Annotated in this window: 15 protein-coding genes; 8 read left to right on the top strand and 7 right to left on the bottom strand. The window is 51.2% G+C overall.

Going from position 1 to position 19,436, the window contains the following annotated elements; genetic code table 11:
• Positions 1 to 634, top strand: a 634-nt coding sequence (locus tag LHF31_RS08495) for a serine hydrolase (protein WP_303774126.1), incomplete at its 5' end; no start/stop codon positions are given.
• Here the strand turns inward: LHF31_RS08495 and LHF31_RS08500 are convergent.
• The 5 genes from LHF31_RS08500 to acnA form a co-directional block, all read right to left on the bottom strand.
• Entirely contained in the window at positions 610 to 2,148 is a 1,539-nt protein-coding gene (locus tag LHF31_RS08500) for a LysM peptidoglycan-binding domain-containing protein (RefSeq protein ID WP_298006954.1), read from the bottom strand. The two genes, LHF31_RS08495 and LHF31_RS08500, sit on opposite strands and share 25 nt — an antisense overlap.
• A complete protein-coding gene (locus LHF31_RS08505; RefSeq protein WP_298006957.1) occupies positions 2,126 to 3,688 on the bottom strand; it encodes a LysM peptidoglycan-binding domain-containing protein in 1,563 nt (520 codons plus the stop codon). Before LHF31_RS08505 ends, LHF31_RS08500 begins: the two co-directional genes overlap by 23 nt.
• The gene (locus tag LHF31_RS08510) at positions 3,663 to 4,892 is read right to left on the bottom strand and encodes a polysaccharide deacetylase family protein (protein WP_298006960.1); all 1,230 of its coding nucleotides are present in this window, start codon (positions 4,890 to 4,892) and stop codon (positions 3,663 to 3,665) included. The genes LHF31_RS08505 and LHF31_RS08510 overlap by 26 nt, the downstream gene beginning before the upstream one ends.
• 67 nt (positions 4,893 to 4,959) lie before the next feature.
• A complete protein-coding gene (locus LHF31_RS08515) occupies positions 4,960 to 6,042 on the bottom strand; it encodes an inositol-3-phosphate synthase (protein WP_298006963.1) in 1,083 nt (360 codons plus the stop codon).
• 111 nt (positions 6,043 to 6,153) lie between these two features.
• On the bottom strand, positions 6,154 to 8,841 hold the full coding sequence (acnA, locus tag LHF31_RS08520) for an aconitate hydratase AcnA (protein WP_298006966.1): 2,688 nt from the start codon (positions 8,839 to 8,841) through the stop codon (positions 6,154 to 6,156).
• Between the two features lie 333 nt (positions 8,842 to 9,174).
• Between acnA and LHF31_RS08525 the strand changes: the two genes are divergently transcribed.
• The 6 genes from LHF31_RS08525 to LHF31_RS08550 are packed head-to-tail and all read left to right on the top strand — an operon-like array spanning position 9,175 to position 15,494.
• Complete coding sequence (locus tag LHF31_RS08525; protein WP_298006968.1) at positions 9,175 to 10,050, top strand: ABC transporter substrate-binding protein; 876 nt, start codon at positions 9,175 to 9,177, stop codon at positions 10,048 to 10,050.
• Positions 10,051 to 10,109: 59 nt separating this feature from the next.
• Positions 10,110 to 10,985, top strand: a complete 876-nt coding sequence (locus LHF31_RS08530) for an amino acid ABC transporter permease (protein ID WP_298006971.1) — start codon at positions 10,110 to 10,112, stop codon at positions 10,983 to 10,985.
• The gene (locus tag LHF31_RS08535; protein WP_298006974.1) at positions 10,969 to 11,715 is read left to right on the top strand and encodes an amino acid ABC transporter ATP-binding protein; all 747 of its coding nucleotides are present in this window, start codon (positions 10,969 to 10,971) and stop codon (positions 11,713 to 11,715) included. Before LHF31_RS08530 ends, LHF31_RS08535 begins: the two co-directional genes overlap by 17 nt.
• Positions 11,716 to 11,763: 48 nt before the next feature.
• Positions 11,764 to 13,113, top strand: coding sequence for a citrate (Si)-synthase (locus LHF31_RS08540; RefSeq protein WP_298006976.1), 1,350 nt, complete (start codon positions 11,764 to 11,766; stop codon positions 13,111 to 13,113).
• A gap of 4 nt (positions 13,114 to 13,117) precedes the next feature.
• Entirely contained in the window at positions 13,118 to 14,251 is a 1,134-nt protein-coding gene (gene proB, locus LHF31_RS08545; RefSeq protein WP_298006979.1) for a glutamate 5-kinase, read from the top strand.
• Positions 14,235 to 15,494, top strand: coding sequence for a glutamate-5-semialdehyde dehydrogenase (locus tag LHF31_RS08550; protein WP_298006981.1), 1,260 nt, complete (start codon positions 14,235 to 14,237; stop codon positions 15,492 to 15,494). The genes proB and LHF31_RS08550 overlap by 17 nt, the downstream gene beginning before the upstream one ends.
• Before the next feature lie 11 nt (positions 15,495 to 15,505).
• Here the strand turns inward: LHF31_RS08550 and LHF31_RS08555 are convergent, their stop codons facing one another.
• Both LHF31_RS08555 and LHF31_RS08560 read right to left on the bottom strand, forming a co-directional pair.
• Entirely contained in the window at positions 15,506 to 16,708 is a 1,203-nt protein-coding gene (locus LHF31_RS08555) for an extracellular solute-binding protein (protein WP_298006984.1), read from the bottom strand.
• A gap of 159 nt (positions 16,709 to 16,867) precedes the next feature.
• Complete coding sequence (locus tag LHF31_RS08560) at positions 16,868 to 17,899, bottom strand: zinc-dependent alcohol dehydrogenase family protein (RefSeq protein WP_303774127.1); 1,032 nt, start codon at positions 17,897 to 17,899, stop codon at positions 16,868 to 16,870.
• Positions 17,900 to 18,215: 316 nt separating this feature from the next.
• On the opposite strand from LHF31_RS08560, the gene LHF31_RS08565 reads away from it, so the two are divergent.
• Positions 18,216 to 19,415: an efflux RND transporter periplasmic adaptor subunit gene (locus tag LHF31_RS08565; protein ID WP_298006722.1), complete on the top strand. Its 1,200-nt coding sequence runs from the start codon at positions 18,216 to 18,218 to the stop codon at positions 19,413 to 19,415.
• Positions 19,416 to 19,436: the final 21 nt, after the last annotated feature.

Below are 19,436 nucleotides of genomic sequence, written 5' to 3' on the forward strand. Positions count from 1 at the left end.
GAATATTCGACCTTGCTCCTTTCTCTATTTCACCAACCATTCTTGGGACAAACACGGAGAGTCATGGGAATCGGCACTGGATATGGGACCGGCTGGTGCAGGACGCAGTTATCGGCAACTTTTGCGTGCCATGCTGGTCTATAGCGAGGAAGAAGCCACAGAAATCCTTGAACAGGACGTGCTGGCACGGGTAACCTCACAGGAAGTTCAGCAAATATTCAGTGCATGGGGTGCCCCCTCTATTCAATTTCGTCCACGGCGTGCTTCGGTGCGTGATTTAAGCACCCTGTTTGAGTGTTTGTACATCCGAAAGTGTATCAGCACAACCGCCAGTGAACAGATGCTGGAATGGCTATCAGAGGAAACTGCAGGCGATCAGGGCCGTTTGTGGTCCATCAAACCGTTCCTTTCTACGGGAAGCCGAATTTATAACAAACGCGGATCCATGACCATCCCGCTCACGGTAGGGGATTGCGGCATTATCGAAACCCCGGAGACTTCCCCTCTGCTGATTTGTATGATTGCACAATCGCAGGGTGAACCCAATTTTGACCAACTCCATTTGAAGACAGGTGAGTTTGTCCAGCAGGTCTGGGCTCTCTGGAAAGATTACCGGGAAATCAGGGACGAGTAATCCCCATAAATGGAGGCTTTGACAGTTTGCCCATCTTTTACCAGGGCTCCCTGATAAGGTTTTTCTCCAGCAATCGCACGCCAGCCAGAGAGGATGAAAGGCATGGGACCATCAGCAAGAATCCACTCGCCGTTGTACTTTCGCGCAATGTGAACATGGGTGCCAGTGGCTTGTCCGCCTTCGCAAGAGGGGTGTCCGATGCGGTCATCGGTATTCACCCAGGTGTTTGCGGGCACGCGCCCATCGGTGGCGATATGAAGGTACAGAACCGCCCAGCCGGTTTGTTCAAAACCGTCTCCATCCAGATCCACCACCACAACACCGTACTCTGAACGCACAACCAGTCCGCTGGATATGGCTGTGACCCAGTCGGAAGAGACGTAGCAATCTTTTTCGGTCGTGGAAGGGGCAAAGTCCAGCGCTGCCCGGGCGCCGTCGGGTCCCCAGGCGGAATGAGGTCCGCCTGTCAAACTCCATGGTTTTCCGGGACGGAAGGGCAGTTCCATGGGCGGTTGGGTCAGTGTGGCTGGGAAGAGAGGTTCTACGGATTGGGCTCGCAGCCACGGGTTGCCAAACATTTTCTCATACAGGGCTGGCATGCTGTCTGGCCCATATACTGCCGCTGCCCAGTGGGGCTGGTCGTAGAGTTGAGAAAACAGATATAAAATTGCCACGCTTCCTGCATTGAGGTCGGGTGCCAGCCGGATGGATGTGCCATCCTGAAAGGTCAGGGTGGTCAGGCGTCCTTCCCGCCATCCATAATATCCGATGTTTAACTGTTGTACTGCCCAGGATAATTGAGCGAACAACCCTTTTTTCTGATAATTCAAATATCCAATGGGGAAGTCTGTCTGTGCCAGGTTTGCGGGTTGACCGGTGACCCAGTGGCTCTGGTATTCGAGAATTGCCAGCAACAGGCGGGGGTTGATGGAATTATCAATCGCCACTTTATACACCGATGCCGCGCCGCTGTTCCAGCCGTTGGTGTGCCATTCCTGAATGGTGGTCAGGTAGCCGCCTGCATCCGTCACATATTGGTTAATATCAAAATCAAGCGCGGAGGGAGAGAAGACAATTTCGCTATCGGGCATCACCTTTTCAGAGGAGGTGGTTTCACCCAGCCGATGAGGAATAATGAGCAGAATTCCCGGGTCAAGTAAGCCAGTTTCTGGCAGGGTTTGTGTGGAAGTGATTTCTTCTTTGGACACATCAAAACGCGCTGCAAGCGCATTCAGTGTGTCGCCAGCCTGGGTGTAATACAGGATGGGGGGAGCGGGGGTGGGACTTTCTTTAGGGGTAGGGGTGATCTGTGGGAGTGACGTGCTGGTAGGCAGACCTGGATTTTGTTCTGCCACAGATGGTAGAGTTTCCACCAATCCAAACTGGCTCTTCTGCCCAAAACTGAAGGGAGATTGCCCGGCGCCATTCATTCCGCGCACGCACCCGCTCAGCAGGAACGTAATCAGAACTGTGGTCCAGATTCTGGTAAGATTACCGCCCAATCTGATTTTCATTCAGTCGTTTATCCCACGCAGTCACGATTTGCTCGCCTTTAATCAGGCGTCCTTCATAGGGTATACCATCCCCTGTGGAAATCCACCCGCTCAGGACAAAGGGAATGGCACCATCGGCAGAAATCCATTCCCCATTATACCGGCGAGCAATGTGCAGGTGTGTCCCATTGGAGACTCCGCCTTCACAGGATGGATGCCCGATATCATCGCCGGCTTTCAGATAGCGTCCTTCGGATACCCTGCCGCTTGAAGCAATGTGATAATACAGCACGGTCCAGCCAGTTTGCTCGAATCCATCTCCGTCCAGATCCTGTACCACAGCACCATCGCCGCTTCGCACAATGACTCCATCGGCAACTGCAGTGACCCAATCAGAACTGGTATAACAGCCATACGCATCGCCCGGGGGAGCAAAGTCCAGCGCTCCCCATGCTGATCCGGTTCCAAATGCAGGGTGTGGACCGCCGGTAAAGTACCAGATGGTGCCGGGAGCAAAGGGTAAAATCATCTCCGGTTGGGTGAGGTTTTCTGGAATGAGGGGCTCAAAAGCCAGTGCTTGAGGCGATCCAAAGAGGCGCGCGTAGGTTGCATACACCCCCTGAGGACCGACGGCTTTCATCCATTCCTCTTTGCCGTATATCAAACTGAACAGGTACTGCACCCCGGCGGTTCCGGCGTTGATGCTTTCAGGAACCAGCACATAGGTTTGGTCTGCCAGTACCCATCCTTTGACTCCCCCGGCTTTCCACAGGTAATATCCATAATTCAACATGTTTGCCGCCCACCCAATCTGGTGGTACAAGCCTGTGATTTGTTCATTTCCCCGATACCCTACCGGATACTTGCGAGTTTCGGCTGGCGGAGATGGCTTAGTCACCCAGCCGCTTTGATACTCCAGTATGGCAAGTAACAGACGCGGGTTTACGGAAAAATCTCTTGAAATTTTTTCTATCAACTCAGTCCCGGAAAAGGACTCCCCGTTGCGATCCTCATGATAGTCTTTAAGGACCCCCGGTTGATTCTCAACGAAAGTTCCCATCTTGAACGTAGTAGTAGAAGGACCAAAGACCAGTTCCGAATCAGGAATGATTATAAAATCCGGGCCTTGAGGGAAATCTTCTGCTACTGGAATGATCAGTTCCTGTCCAACGTCAATCCGGTCAGGATTGCTCAATTGATTTGCCGCAATTAACAACGCCAGGTCCACATTGAACTGGCGGGCGATATTCCCTAAAGTGTCTCCCGGTTGAACGGTGTAGGTTTTAGGGTTGGTTTGTTCTCCGGCTGGTAACTCATTTTCTATTTCTGGGGAGGGAGTCATGGAGACAGGTTCCTGCATGACTTCAGTGGAGGTTGTCGGAGACACAGGCTGTACCGGCACATACGGGGTTGGCTGCCTTTCGGGCGTCCGGGGTATATCAAAAATCGAAGTGCTTCCCCAGGGACGCACACAGCCCAACAGCAGTCCCGTGGCAATGACCAGGGGGATAACCCTTTTGAGGGTTCGTGAAACTTTACGGAATACGAATGTCACCCACATAAGGCTGGCACACGATTTGATAATATTCCAGTTCCCGTTCACGGTTTTGCAATGCATATGAGCGGGCTTCTTCACCAATTTGAATGACGGTATCCAGATACAGAATCGCATCTTTGTCCCAGTAACGGGGGAGCACCATCAATGGATCCTGCACGTAACCTTCCGGAATCAGGGCAGGACGTCTGGGATCAGGTTCATCTCCCAGCGGAATCCAGTTGTACATCAGGGGCCCGCGTGGATTGACGGTGAATCCCATCTGATATCCCACTTCGCGGGCGACCTGAACAGCACGGGCGCTGAAGTTACCGCCGGGCCAGATATAAGCAATGGGGGCTTTCCCAAATGTTTCCAGGATGGCTTCCCGGGATCCTTGCAGTTCCCGATAAATGAATGTTTCCACATCCACTTTTCCGTATAAAGGCGTATCAATCATTGTGCCTGTCTGAAATTCCACAATATTAATATTGTGCACCACACCATGCGCTTGATGATCCACCCATCCTTCCTGTTGAAGAAGGATATTCTCATCTCGCACCCGGCGACTGGCTTCTGGCTCACTGATCCACGCATTGGTAACGGTCCACCCGTGAGGCTGCAGGAACGGGTAGAAGTGGTCGCGGAAATAAGAGGCGGAGTGCAGATCATCCACAATTAACACCACCGAGCGAGGGGGAATATAATCGTTCTCTTGCAAGAATCTTGCCAGTTGTTCAATGGTGATGACTTCAAAGCCTTTTTGTTCTAAAGCCTGAAAAAGGTCTTTTACCTGAGTCACGCTTATCTGGTAGGGGTGATTAATTTCTCCATCGGTAATTGAATGAAACATAATAGGCATGACCACTGTTCCTGGCAATGATTTTCCCACCTCCCAGCGATTTTTCAAGTACTGACAGGTATCCTGAACATATGAGTGCGGAATGTCCTTCGGGTTTAGCCGAGCGCTCTGGAACATTTCCGGAAGTTCGGGGGGAACAGGGGTGTGAGTGGGAAAAGGCGTCAGAGAAGGGGTGGCTGTGAAAGTCGGTGTCGGTTCACGGATGGCATAGGTAGCAGTCAGAAGGGCATGGTCAAATGCGCTGGTTGCCTGCACATTGACCGTCACTGCCGGGGGCGACGACGATGGCGCAGAACAGGCTGCCATTCCGGCTGCCAGCACCCCCCCAAAAAACCACCATAGAAAACGCTTTACCCGTAACAACTTCATGATGGTACGTATTGTACCAGAGGAAGGCGCAGGGCTTTCCGGAAAGGAAAGCCCTGCAGGAAACTTACTAGGCGCTTTCGCCCCGGATGAAGGCTTCTGTCATCTCCCGGGCGATCTCATCCTTGAACTGTTTGGGAGGGGTCTTCATGAAATAAGAGGCTGGAGCATACAGTGGGCCGCCGATTCCGCGATCCAATGCCAGTTTGACACAGCGTACTGCGTCAATGACCACGCCAGCCGAGTTGGGTGAGTCCCAGACTTCCAGTTTGGCTTCCAGATTCAATGGCACGTCCCCGAAAGTCGTCCCTTCCATGCGAATGTAGCACCACTTGCGATCGGTCAGCCAGGGAATGTAATCACTGGGACCTACGTGGATGTTGCTTTCGCCAATGTCGTAGGGGAGCATACTGGTCACAGCGCCGGTTTTGGAGATCTTCTTGGACTCAAGGCGCTCCCGCTCAAGCATGTTCAGGAAATCGGTGTTCCCACCAAAGTTGATTTGATAGGTACGATCCAGGCGCACCCCGCGATCTACAAACAGGCTGGTGAGGACGCGGTGCAGAATCGTCGCGCCTACCTGAGACTTGATGTCGTCGCCGATGATGGGTAAGTTCTTCTGGCGGAAGCGTTCTGACCAGTACTCTGAACTGGCAATGAACACGGGAATGGCGTTGACAAAGCCGCAGCCTGCTTCCAGAATCTGTTCCACGTACCACTTGGTAGCCATTTCAGAGCCCACTGGCAGGTAATTAATCACCACATCGGTGCCGGTGTCTTTGAGAATTTTGATAATATCAGCAGTAGGCCCGGGTGCTTTTTTGACAATTTGCGAAAGGTATTTCCCTAAACCGTCATGGGTCATCCCGCGAACAACCGGGACATTGAGGTAGGGAACCTTGGTGAATTGGTAGGTGTTGTTTGGATGAGCAAAAATGGCTTCGGATAAATCTTTCCCGACTTTGGTATCAACCACATCAATGGCGGCAGAAAATTCAATATCGCTGATGTGATACCCTCCCAGATTGACATGCATCAATCCAGGAATGCGGTCGGTGTCGGCGGCGTTACGGTAGTAGTACACCCCCTGAACCAGTGACGAGGCGCAGTTTCCTACCCCAATGATTGCAACGCGAACTTTTTTGTTTCCCATAGACTTGATTACTCCTGAATGCTTGGGCTTGAAGATGAATTTTGGGTATTATACTCCCTGCTTCCTCTCAGGGAGAATGGGAAGCAGGGAGTTGTCCAATGCCTGGCAGGTTTAGAGCCAGTTTAAGAGGATGGTATTCAAAATACCCCCGTGATGGAAATAGGTCACTTCGTTCGGGGTGTCCAATCGCACTGTGACCTGAAATTCAAAGGCACTGCCGTCCTCGCGGGTTACTTCCACGGTCAGTTCCCCACCTGGAGACTGAATCTGATCCAGACCTTTCAGGGTGTAGGTTTCTCGACCGGTTAACCCCAGAGATTGGGCATTTTCTCCGGGTTTGAAAACCAGAGGAAGAACACCCATCCCTGCCAGATTAGAACGGTGAATGCGTTCGAACGACTCGGCAATAATGGCGCGCACGCCTAATTGTTGAACTCCTTTTGCCGCCCAGTCGCGGCTGGAGCCGGTACCATACTCTTTGCCGGCTATGACAATCAAAGGAACCCCTTCCTCTCGATATTTCATCGCCGCGTCATAAATGGGGAGTACTTCTCCATCCGGGAAATGAATGGTATATCCGCCTTCCTTGCCGCCCAGCAGTAGATTCTTCAGACGGATATTGGCAAAAGTGCCTCGAGTCATCACGCGATCATTTCCACGGCGAGAGCCATACGAGTTGAACTCACTCACCGGCACGCCGTGCTCCAGCAGGTACTTGCCTGCCGGGCTGGCAGGCGAGATGTTTCCTGCCGGAGAGATATGATCGGTGGTGATGGAGTCACCAAAGAGAGCCAGTACTCGCGCATTACGGATCTCCGCAATCGGTTGAGGCTCTTTGGATACATGTTTAAAGAACGGCGGTTCCTGTAAATAAGTGGAGGCAGGATTCCATTCGTACAGGATTGAGGCTGGACTTTGAATCTGTGACCACTGGGGATTGGCGGAATATAAATCGGCATATTCCCCGACAAACAATTCCGGCTGAACGAATTCTTCAATCAGTTGCTCAATTTCTCTGGAAGAGGGCCAGAGGTCTTTGAGATAGACCGGATTTCCCTGACGGTCAACGCCCAGAGGCTCTTGCGTGAGATCAATATCAACCGTACCGGCAAGGGCATAGGCTACCACCAGCGGCGGGGAAGCCAGGTAATTTGCCTGAACGTGCGGGTGGACGCGTCCTTCGAAATTGCGGTTTCCAGAAAGCACCGCTGCTGCTACCAGCCCTGCGCTTTCAATGGCTTCCACAACCGGTTGAGGCAGTGGTCCCGAATTGCCAATGCAGGTGGTACATCCATAGCCGACCACATCAAAGCCGAGCGCTGACAGGGCTTTATCCAGCCCGGATTTTTCCAGATAAGCCGTTACCACTTTCGACCCCGGCGCAAGGCTGGTTTTCACATACGGCTTTACCTGTAATCCCTTGAGGACGGCATTTCTTGCCAGCAATCCTGCCGCCAGCATGACATACGGATTGGAAGTGTTGGTGCAGGAAGTAATAGCCGCAATTACGACTGCACCATGCTCCAGCGTTTCTTTATAACCGTTAGAACGATATTCGGCTTTCTTTTCCAGATCCTGTTGCGAAAGTCCAAATCCTCGCTCTGTTTTGGGTTTGGACAGGGAGGTACGGAAGTTTTCTTTCACTTGTGGAAGTGGCACGCGATCCTGTGGGCGCTTGGGACCAGCCAGGCTCGGTTCAATGCTTTCCAGATCGAGGTTTAAGACAGCCGTGTATTCCGGTTCAGGGGTTTCGGCGGTCACAAAAAGTCCCTGTGCGCGGTAATATGCCTCGACCAGTTCTGTGGGTCGACCGGTCAACCGGAGGTAAGACAGCGTTTGCTGGTCCACCGGGAAGTACAGGACGGTTGCTCCACTTTCAGGCGCCATGTTGGAAATCATCGCGCGGTCGGCAAGGCTCAGGTTGGCAAGTCCGGGACCAAAAAATTCCACGAATTTGTCCACCACGCCATGTTTGCGTAACAGTTGAGTGATGGTCAGGGTTAAATCGGTGGGGGTGACGCCTTCCCGCAGTTTTCCGGTCAGCCGCACACCGATGACATCTGGAGTGACAAATTCCAGCGGCTCACCCAGCATGGCGGCAACGGCTTCAATGCCGCCCACTCCAAAGCCAATCACGCCCAATCCATTGATCATCGTGGTATGGGAATCCGTTCCCACCAGTGTTTCGGGAAAGACGACAGGGTTGCCGTTCTGTTCGGAAGTGAGGACACCCCGCGCCAGATATTCAAGGTTCACCTGATGAACGATTCCTGAGGAGGGGGGAACCACGCGGAAATTTTTAAAGGCTTTCTGCGCCCAGTGCAGAAATTCATAGCGTTCCCGGTTGCGTTCAAATTCCAGTTGAACATTCAGTTTCAGGGCATCTGGAACACCGAAATAGTCCACCTGCACAGAGTGATCAATGACCAGATCCACCGGTACGATGGGATTAATCTTTTCTGGATTCCCTCCCATGCGCACCAGTGCGGCGCGCATCGCGGCAAGGTCATTCATCACCGGAACACCGGTAAAATCCTGCAGCACCACCCGTCCGGGGAAGAACTGCAAGATGGGACGATGACTTCCTTGAGGAGTCCAGTTTGCCAGTGCTGATATGCTCTGGCGGCTGACGCGGGGATGATTGCTGTTGCGCAGGTAGCCTTCTAGCAAGATGCGGATGGAGAAAGGCAAACGTTGAAGCGTTTCCTGAGTAATGCCTTCCCACTGGTCGAGAGGATAATATGTGAAGACACCTTGAGAGGTTTTCAGGGTGGCTGATTGTGCCGGAAATTCAGACATGCCTCCCCTCCTTTGGGATTGATGGGATGCCTGTCATTATAATTCAGCCATTTTACCTGGGCTGGTAAATTTTTAACCCATTTGGGTGATTTTTTAGAGGATTTTTCCATTTTTCCTTGACACATCTTGTTTTCGCATTTATAAATGCGCCCAATATGATGAAATTATTGCTTGCTGATTTGATTTCCCCTAAGCGAATCCCGCGATCCCCCTCCTTCCGAGAAGGCGCGGGCTCTTCGTGTTTATAAAGAAGAGCAAGCACGAAAGAAAAGAAAAAGACCTTCCGGAAGGAAGGTCTTTTTTGATTATCAAAACACTTTTTGGAGGAATGAAATGAAACGCTTTTCTATCTGGATGTTCGTGGTCCTGGTCATGGGAATGATTCTTTCGGCTTGTGCTTCAGCCGGAGGAGCGGCTTCTGGAGCAACTCCAACAGCCGCACAGGGTTCTGTTCAAACGGGGTGCCTTGGCTCCGCCGAGACGGCTCTGGTTGATTTGCAGTGCCGAAAAATTACCGTTGCAGTGGAAAACGCCTATATGCCTTTCAACTACATCCTTGTTGCTACCGGTGAACCTGGAGGGTGGGACTACGACGCACTTCGGGAAATCTGTACCCGACTTCACTGCGAACCGGTCTTCGTTGAAGCCGCCTGGGATGGCATGATCCAGGCAGTTGCCGATAAACAGTACGATATGGCGGCAGATGGGATCACCATCACTGAGGATCGTAAACAAATTGTGGATTTCTCCGTTGGGTATATCAGCATTAACCAGCGTCTGCTGGTTCGGAAAGGGGAGAACCGGTTTACTTCCATCGAAGATTTTGCCCGCAACGAAGCGCTGGTACTGGGGACGCAGATCAATACCACCAATTATGAGACAGCCAAAAAATACCTGCCGGAGTCACGCATTAAGGGGTTTGAGCAGTTTGCCTTTGCGGTACAAGCCTTGATTTCTGGAGATGTGGATGCCGTCATCATTGATGAGACCGCCGGTCAGGGATATCGGGGTGAGAATGCCGAGAAACTTGAACTGATTGGTCCATCAATTTCCAGCGATGAGTTGGGATTTGTCTTCCCCAAAGGGAGTGATCTGGTGGAACCTTTCAACAAAGCCATTGAAGCCATGATAGCCGATGGCACTCTGGAACGGCTCAATCAAAAATATTTTGGTCCCGAGTTCAAACTAACCGAGTCGGATGTCAAATAGAGAATTTGTGGGAGGATGGAGCCCCCGTCCTCCCGTTTACCCGAATTCAGGAGGTAGAGATGGCTTCAGGAGAAACAAGTATCCCACGTACGCCTGCTTTAAGTATTCCCAGAGAAACCCTGCGGAGTAAATTAGAACGTTTTCCCTGGTGGTTTGTTGCCATGGTCAGCATGGCGCTTGCAACCATGGGGGTAATCTTTTCACAACCTTCGTACAATCAGGCGTTTGTTTTCATCCGGGCGGGCATCCATGTCACCATAACAACCACGCTGGCAGCGTTTGTGATCTCCCTGCTCATTGGTTTAATGGCGGGGCTGGGGCGAATTTCCCGTCACGTGTTTTTTAGCAATCTCAGCACGTTGTATGTGGAAATTGTGCGCGGCATTCCCATGCTGGTGTTGATTTTCTTTATTGCCTTTGTAGCCGTGCCTGCGGTTACATCCGCCTTAAATGCCCTTGGAAAAATGCTGGTGGATGCCGGCGTGACCTGGCTGGCGTGGCTCACCCGGATTGAGAATAATGGCGTGCCCATGCAGATGCGTGCCATCATTGCCCTTTCAGTTACCTATGGAGCCTTTTCGGCAGAAGTTTTCCGCGCGGGGATACAATCCATTCCCAAAGGGCAAATGGAAGCGGCGCGTTCTCAGGGAATGACCTACTGGCAAGCCATGCGATATGTGATTCTGCCGCAAGCCATCCGCAATGTCCTGCCGGCACTGGGTAATGATTTTGTTTCCATGCTCAAAGACTCTTCGCTGGTTTCGGTGCTGGCGGTTCGGGATATTACCCAGGTTGCGCGTTTGTATGCCGGACAAACCTTCCGTTACCCCGAAGCGTTTACCACTCTGGCAGTGCTGTATCTCATCATGACACTCATCCTGTCGCTGGGTGTCAAAGCCTTGGAGAGGGGCTTGAGTCATGGGCAACACCGATGACATCATTGTGGTTAAAAATGTATCGAAGTACTTTGGAAAAGTACAGGCGCTGCGCAATGTCAGTTTAACCGTAAAGCGCGGCAATGTGGTGGTGTTAATTGGTCCGAGTGGTTCGGGCAAATCCACTCTGTTGCGTTGTATGAATCACATGGAAATCGAAGATGAAGGGGAGATCTGGATTGATGGACAACGGTTGACCCGGGACGAAAAGAGCATCAATCAGGTGCGGGCGGATATCGGGATGGTGTTTCAGCATTTCAACCTCTATCCTCATCTCACCGTGTTGCAAAACATCACCCTGGCACAGCGTATTGTGCGCAAACGCTCGCAGGAAGAAGCCGAAGCCATTGCCATGGAGCAGTTGAAACGGGTGGGCATTGCCGAGAAAGCCGAAAGTTACCCGGCACAACTGTCAGGTGGACAGCAACAACGGGTTGCGATTGCCCGTGCTCTGGCAATGAAACCCAAAATTTTATTGTTTGATGAGCCAACCAGTGCCCTGGATCCGGAGATGATCAAAGAAGTGCTGGATGTCATGCTCGATTTAGCCAGGGCGGGGATTACGATGGTCGTGGCTACCCATGAGATGGGCTTTGCCCGCGCTGCTGCCAGTGAAGTGCACTTCATGGATGAGGGGAGCATCGTCGAATCCGGAACGCCGGAAATGATTTTTGACCATCCACGTTTAGAGCGCACACGGCAATTTCTTTCACAAATTTTGTTTCGGTGAACTCTCAGGGGGGAGTTACGGAAACCAGCCAAGGAGGAGTGCAGGACTATGAAGATGATCGATGCCATTGTAGAACAGATACCCGCCTGGCGGGAGCGGGTAAACCGTTTACGCACACAATTCGGCTCTTTAAAAGTGTGCGATGTTACGGTGGAGCAAATTTACGGCGGTATTCGTGGAGTGCAGATTCAGGTCAGTGATATTTCTTACGTTGACCCTTATGAGGGCATCCGTCTGCGTGGTTATACCATTCCTGAAGTGATTCAGCATTTACCCCGGAAGCCCGGCGCTGAATTTCCTTCGGTGGGGGGGCTGTATTACCTGCTGATGACGGATCGGTTGCCCAATGCAGAGGAAGCTGATGAAGTCGAACAGGAATGGGTGACACGCAGTCAAATCCCCGAGACGGTTTATCAGGTGATTCGCCAGTTCCCAAAACAAACCCATCCCATGACTCTGTTTTCAGCCGCAATCATGGCGCTTCAGCCTTCCTCGCTGTTTGCCAGCAAGTACGCTGAACAGATGTTTACCACAGAAGGTCTCCCCAAGGGAGATTACTGGAAGTACTATCTGGAAGACAGCATGAACCTGATTGCAAAATTGCCGGGCATTGCTTCGTTTATTTACAACTATAAGTACCGAAACGGAGAAGTCATCCCTTACAAGACTGAACTGGATTGGAGTGCCAACTTTGCCCACATGATTGGCAAAGGCGATGACCTCCGTTATCAGGATTTATGCCGTTTGTTTTTTGTCATTCATTCCGATCACGAAGGGGGCAATGTCAGCGCTCACACTGCTTACCTGGTGAGTTCTGCGCTTTCGGATGTGTATTTGTCCTGTGCCGCAGGAATGAATGGGCTGGCGGGTCCGCTTCATGGTCTGGCAAATCAGGAATGCATCCGTTGGGTTTTACAGGTGCAGGAGTCCTTTGGGGGACGCGTTCCGGAAAAAGAGGAACTGGCGACATACCTTCGACAACAATTACAGGCAGGAAAATTAATTCCAGGATATGGGCATGCTGTTTTGCGGACGACAGACCCGCGCTTCACAGTGCAATACGAGTTTGCCCGTAAGTATATTAGAAATGATCCCAACATTGAATTGATTGGGCGGGTTTTTGAAGTGCTTCCACCCATTCTGGCAGAAAACGGCAAAGTTAAAAACCCCTATCCGAATGTGGATGCCATTAATGGAGCATTGCAGTATCACTATGGGGTGAAAGAATTTGATTTCTATACCGTCCTTTTTGGAATGAGTCGAATCCTGGGGTTAACCGCCCATATTGTCTGGGGGCGGATTTTAGGTAAGCCCATTGAGCGTCCAAAGTCGTTGACCACTGCCATGCTGGAACAACTGGCAGAGAAATCCCTCCAGACGGTAGAAAAGGGGCTGTAAGACGATGCGGAAAGGTAAACGACTTGTGGTGAAGGTGGGGACCTCTACGCTTACAGACGGAGGAAAGCGTCTTTCTCCTCCCCGGATGGTGGACTTAGCCCGACAAATCGCCTCCGTGCGGTTGCAGGGGGTGGATGTCATTCTGGTTTCTTCAGGGGCAATTGCTGCCGGGCGGGAGGCTTTGAATTATCCTGAATTACCTCGTTATATTCCTAAAAAACAAATGCTTGCGGCAGTTGGACAACCCCGGCTGATGGCAATGTACACAGAGTATTTTGCCATTTACAATCAACGGGTAGCCCAGGTGCTCTTGACCCGCGCCGACTTGATGGATCGGCGGCGGTATTTGAACGCCAGAGATACTTTTGAGGCTTTACTTCTTCAGGGTATTCTTCCGATTGTCAACGAAAACGATACCGTTGCCACAGAAGAGATTCGCTTTGGCGATAACGATACCCTGTCGGCTCAGGTTGCTGCCCTGGTTGAAGCGGATGAGTTGATTCTGCTGACCGATCAGGAGGGATTGTTTAACGCTGATCCTCGTTTAGTCCCAAACGCACACCTGATTCAAGAAGTTCCTGCGGAAGAAATTCCTGAAACCTTATGGGAAGCGGCGGGAGGAAGTCGTAGCGGGTTAGGGACTGGCGGAATGGTGACAAAATTGCGCGCCGCCGATCTGGCAAGACGAAGCGGCACGACTGTATGGATTGCACAGGGGAAAGAAAAAGACATCGTTTTTCGTATAGTCAATGGAGAAAAAATTGGAACTCGCTTTGCCCCGATGATCAGCCATCTGGAAGGGCGTAAACGTTTTCTCCTTGCCGGACATCAGGTTCAGGCGGGGGTGTGGGTAGATCAAGGCGCAGCGCGTGCCCTTTCCAGAGGTGGAAGTCTGTTGCCTGTTGGCATCATGCGCGTAGAAGGGGACTTTGAACGCGGCGACACCATTCGGATCTTGAATGAGCAGGGCAAATTACTGGCTCTGGGGTTGACCTATTATTCCTCTGCCGAAGTTCAGCGCTTTGCCGGTAAGCACTCGGATCAGATTGAGTCCATTTTAGGCTACACCTTTGGAGAGGAAGTGGTTCATCACAATCACATGGTATTGATGAGGAATGGCGATGATGAATCTGCATGAGATGGGAAAACGGGCTCGATCGGCGAGCATAAAACTGGCTGGATCAACTTCTCAACAGAGAGCAGAAGTTCTGAATCGTCTGGCAGACCGTTTGCTTTCCAACACCGATGAAATTTTGAAGAGCAATGCCCGGGATTACCAGAATGCTCTGCGTGCTGGCTTGTCAGAGGCGATGCTGGATCGCCTTCTGCTCACTTCTTCCCGTTTACAAAGTATGAGTGAAGATTTAAAGCGGGTGGCAAATCTTCCCGACCCATTGGCAGAAATTTTCGAGGAACAGGTTTTGCCCAATGGCTTACGTCTGCATAAAAGGAGGGTGCCTCTGGGTGTTTTGGGGGTGATTTATGAATCCCGTCCAAATGTGACCGTGGATGTGGCGGGCCTTGCAATGAAGTCAGGGAATGCGGTGATTTTACGGGGCGGTTCCGAGACCGTTGAAACCAATCGTACTCTGGTTCATTGTATCCAGGAGGTGCTGGTGGAGACAGGTCTACCAGAGGCGTGCGTTCAATGGATTGAGGACACAGACCGCCGTTATGTTCTGGAACTTCTTCAGATGGATGAATTTGTGGACTTAATCATTCCGCGGGGTGGAGCATCCCTGCACGAATTTTGCCGGAAAAACAGCCGCATCCCGGTGATTACGGGCGGGATTGGGATTTGTCACCTCTTTGTGGAAGAAAGCGCAGATCTGGAAAAAGCCTTACCGGTGATTCTTAACGCTAAAGTTCAGCGTCCTACTGTATGCAATGCTCTGGATACCTTACTGGTGCAGCGCTCCATTGCATCTCAATTTCTTCCAGAGGTAGTCCGTGTTCTTGGAGAGGCTGGGGTCTCTTTTCGGGTGGATCAGGAGGCGTGGAATATTCTGCGAGACCATCCCACAGGGGATGTGGTGCTTGCTCAACCCGGCGATTTTGACACCGAGTGGTTGAGTCTGGTATTGGGCATTCGGGTGGTGGATAACTTCGAGGAAGCCATTCAGCATATTGAACAACACAGTACCGGACATTCGGATGGTATCCTGACCCAGAATACAGAACTGGCAGAAACCTTTATCCGGAGAGTGGATTCTGCGGCAGTATATGTGAATGCCAGCACACGCTTTACGGATGGAGGTCAGTTTGGCCTGGGAGCAGAGGTGGCTATATCCACCCAGCGTATTCACGCCCGGGGACCCATGGGATTAAAAGAGTTGACCACGTATAAATGGGTGGTTGAAGGGGCGTATCATGTGCGATAGACAGAATGGCTTCAGGTTTGCGAGAGAGTAAGACTGAGCTGTTTCCCGGTTTGTCCCACTGTTTGCTCTAATGTCTCGCGGAGATTGAGGTTAGGATTACGCATAAATGCCATCCAGATCTGATAGACTGCCATTTTGAGGCGGTCTTCCACGATTCCCCAGAGAGGGACATTCGGGAAGGAACGTCCTGCTTTAAGCGAGTCGATGGCGGTTTGTATGGCTGGGTCGGTTTGGAAATCTTCCAGTGCGAGGGTTTTGATGCGGGTTGGCAGCATTCCCACAGCGCGCCCATAGTAAATTTGTGACGACGGGCTCGTCAGGAATCGCACCAGTTCCAGCGCGGCTTGCTCCCGGCGGCTTTCTCGCCAGATTACCAGATTGGAGCCGCCGACGAAGGGGATGCCCGGGATGCGCGCCGTTGAGAGATGTTCGTAAATTTCAGGTCGGGTTGAGTCGGTGCGATTTCTCAGCCAGAGCGCGCCGAACCCAACCGCTGCGTACCCCTGATGGAGCACACCATACACATCCAGCGAATCGAGCATTTGTAATCCTTCAACGGAGGCAGTACGTAAAAGATTGAAGAAGGCTTCCATACCGTTATAGGCTTCTGGCGAGGTGAACAGCACTTTTTTTCCATCGGGGGATACAAAATCACCTCCAAAACGCCAGATCCACGACGCCATTGCCTGGAGCAGGACGGTGTTGCTGTTCTTGCCAGGCAATGCTACCGGAATGGGCACTCCGGTGGCTCTTAAGGCTTCAGCGGTTTTCTGGAATTGTGGGAGGGTGCTGAAAGCGCTGACGGGGTCCAACCCGGCTTTTTCCAGTAAATCTTTCCGGTAATGGACCAGAATACTCTCCGCCAGCCATGGAATGGACCATACAATTTCGGCTCTGCCAGCCAGATGGGTGCTTTCCCATGCGGCGGGAAGGAAGTCGCCTGTCTGTGTGAAGATTTCCACCTCACTGGGGGAAAAAGGTCGCAGAGCGTTCATGGCTATCAAATCGCTGGTCCAGGTTGTGCCCACTTCCGAGACATCCGGGGCAGTATGATAGATGGCATAGCGTACCAGTTCACTGCGCCCATTCTGCCAGCCAATAAGATGGACATTTACGCGAATGTTTTGTTGATGATAAAACTGGTCCAGCAGGGGTTTGAGATACTTCAGAGTATCTGGACCGCGATCCATGATGGAAAGGTTGAGTTCGGTCATTGTTAGCGCTCCCAACCGATTGTTGTATATATTCTATATCAGGATACCAGAAAATTAGCACAAAAAATGTTGGCTGAGTTTCCATGAAACCCTGTACAGATCCATACAGCCGACGGTACATGATCATCTTGCTGGCAGGTATCTTATCAGGACTTGTGATTACAGGATTTTCAGCACCTTTGCGCCACGGATTTTCCGTTGTTTGAGGGTTTTCAATGCCAGATTGGCTTCTTCCAGGGAGAAGACCTCCACTTCTGGAATGATTGGAATCTGTGAAGCGAGTTTGAGAAACTCACTCACGTCATTCCGGGTGACATTGGCAACGCTCTTGATCTCTTTTTCCATCCAGAGATCCCGTTCATATTCAAGAGACAGCCAGATGGAGAGGTCCGCATGTTCTTTGCGGATGGCATTAATGACCAGACGTCCCCCGGGAAGAAGATGCTTCAGGCTTTGCACAGGTGGTGTCCAGACAGGGGTAGTGTCAATGATCGCGTGCAGGTGTTCTGGTGGGGTTTCTTCAATTCCACCTGCCCATTGGGCTCCCAGTTCGCGGGCAAATTCCCGCTCTGCCGGGGTTCGGCTGAATACGAAAACCCGGCTATCGGGGTAGAGGAATCTTACCAGTTTCAGCACCAGGTGGGCAGAAGCGCCAAACCCCACTAACCCGAGGTTCTGTTGATTCTGGATCCCGGACAGCCATAAAGAACGATATCCAATTGCCCCTGCGCATAAAAGGGGCGCCGCGTATATATCTTCTACATTGTCCGGAATCGGATATACAAATGCCGCAGGAGCGGTCATGTATTCAGCATACCCACCGTGAGCATCTCTTCCTGTGGCACGAAACTGTGGACAGAGGTTCTCTCTCCCGGTCAGGCAGTACTCGCACGATCCACAGGACGAAAAAATCCACGCTACACCTACTCTTCTCCCAAGCAGAGGCTCATTTGCCGGTATGCCGACTTCAATCACTCTTCCCACGACCTGATGCCCGGGCGTCATGGGAAATTGTTTTGGTGGGGTTCTGCCTTCGATTTCGTCAATCTCCGTGTGGCAGACCCCACAGGCAGAAACCTGAATCAGCACCTCATCGTTCTGACATGGTGGAATGGGTACATCTGTTGCCAGGTGCAATGGCTCAGGATCATCCAGTACAGAAGTGATACGGGTAATCTGCATGGCACGCATAGGCACTCCTCAGGAGATTTGTTCAAACCGGGAAAATTTCACACACCTGTTAAGTTTGAGGAAAAAAACATCAGATACAGTTCCTGGATTCATTCTAGCATACTCATGGATTAAGGTTTACCGTGGCAGGAAGGATTTTTAGATTACAATACGAAGTGCAGGCGCTCTGCAGGATAACAATCAGGTAAGCGTTTTAGCGTTCTGGCGAAGGCTTTCATTCCGTTAACTCTAACCATCAGGATCATCGAATGACGTTACCCCCTGAAGATTGAACCGCGCAACACATTGAATTTCCATCTTTATAAGAGGTCTTTTTATGTCGAGAACACACACGTTCATCATCCTCATCCTGACGATTTTTGTGTTTTTCCTCTCGGCTTGCTCTGGAGGGGAAATTGCCGGGAAACCTACTCCCACGCCGGTTCCACAGGTTTCCAATTATGAACGCTCGATTTTCGTAGTCGAGCGGGGACCCATCGTGGAAGAAAGGACGTTAATAGGGGAAATCGTCCCATCCAGGCAGGAAGAGTTATTCTTTCGGGCTTCCGGTTATGTGAGCCGGGTGGTGTTTAAGCAGGGAGATACTGTCAAACAGGGCGATATTCTGGCGGAACTTCAGGTGGATGATTTGTTGAATCAACTGGAACAGGCGCGTATTGATCTGGAAGTGGCTCAGGCAAATTATGAAAAAGAAAAAGCCCAGTTTGCTTATGATCTGGAAAAAGCCAGGGTAGAAGTTTTTACTTTGCAGAAACAGGTGGAACTTGCGCAAATGGCTGTAAATCAGTCCTATGGATTGGAAAAACAGCGTGCTCAGGCTAATCTGGAAATTACCCAGCAAAATCTAAACCTTGCGGAAATGCGCTTGCAGATTCTGGAAAACCAATCCACTACTTATGCAGAGCAAGCCGTCAGGCGCAGTCAACTGGCGGTAGAACGACTGGAAAAATTACTGGCAGAACGGCAAATTGTTGCGCCATTTGACGGCATTATCCTGCGCAGTATTATTCGCCCCGGACAATCGGTAGATGCGTTTTTCACCTCGTTTATTGTGGGAGACCCTGCTGATCTGGTGGTCCGTGTTCAATATGATTCCGAACTGGTTACTCGATTAAATCAGGATACTGAGGTGAAATTATTCCTCAAAGAAAATGACACTGAAGGTTATCCTGCAGAGTACCTGCCTGGATTTCTGCCCATCAGCGCGAAAGTCGAAGGAGCATCTTCTGCGCGTTCATCGGGCGACTTTATGTATTTTACGGTCTCAAAGGATGTTCCCCGTGACCAGATTCGGGTGGGGCGGTCTGTAACCCTCAAGATCGTTTTAGGAAAGAAAGACGACGCCCTGCTGATTCCGCCTGCTGCTATTCGAGAATACAAAGGGTTGAAATTCGTCATTGTACAAGAGGGAGAAAAACGCCGACGGGTGGAAATTTCAAAGATTGGCTTAAAGTCTCTGGATCGAGTGGAAGTGTTTGCTGACCTTCAACCCGGCGATCAGGTTGTTGGACCGTAGGAAGGAGTCCCAGGACAATGC

Source organism: Anaerolinea thermophila, from assembly GCF_020723905.1.
Lineage (GTDB): Bacteria > Chloroflexota > Anaerolineae > Anaerolineales > Anaerolineaceae > Anaerolinea > Anaerolinea thermophila_A.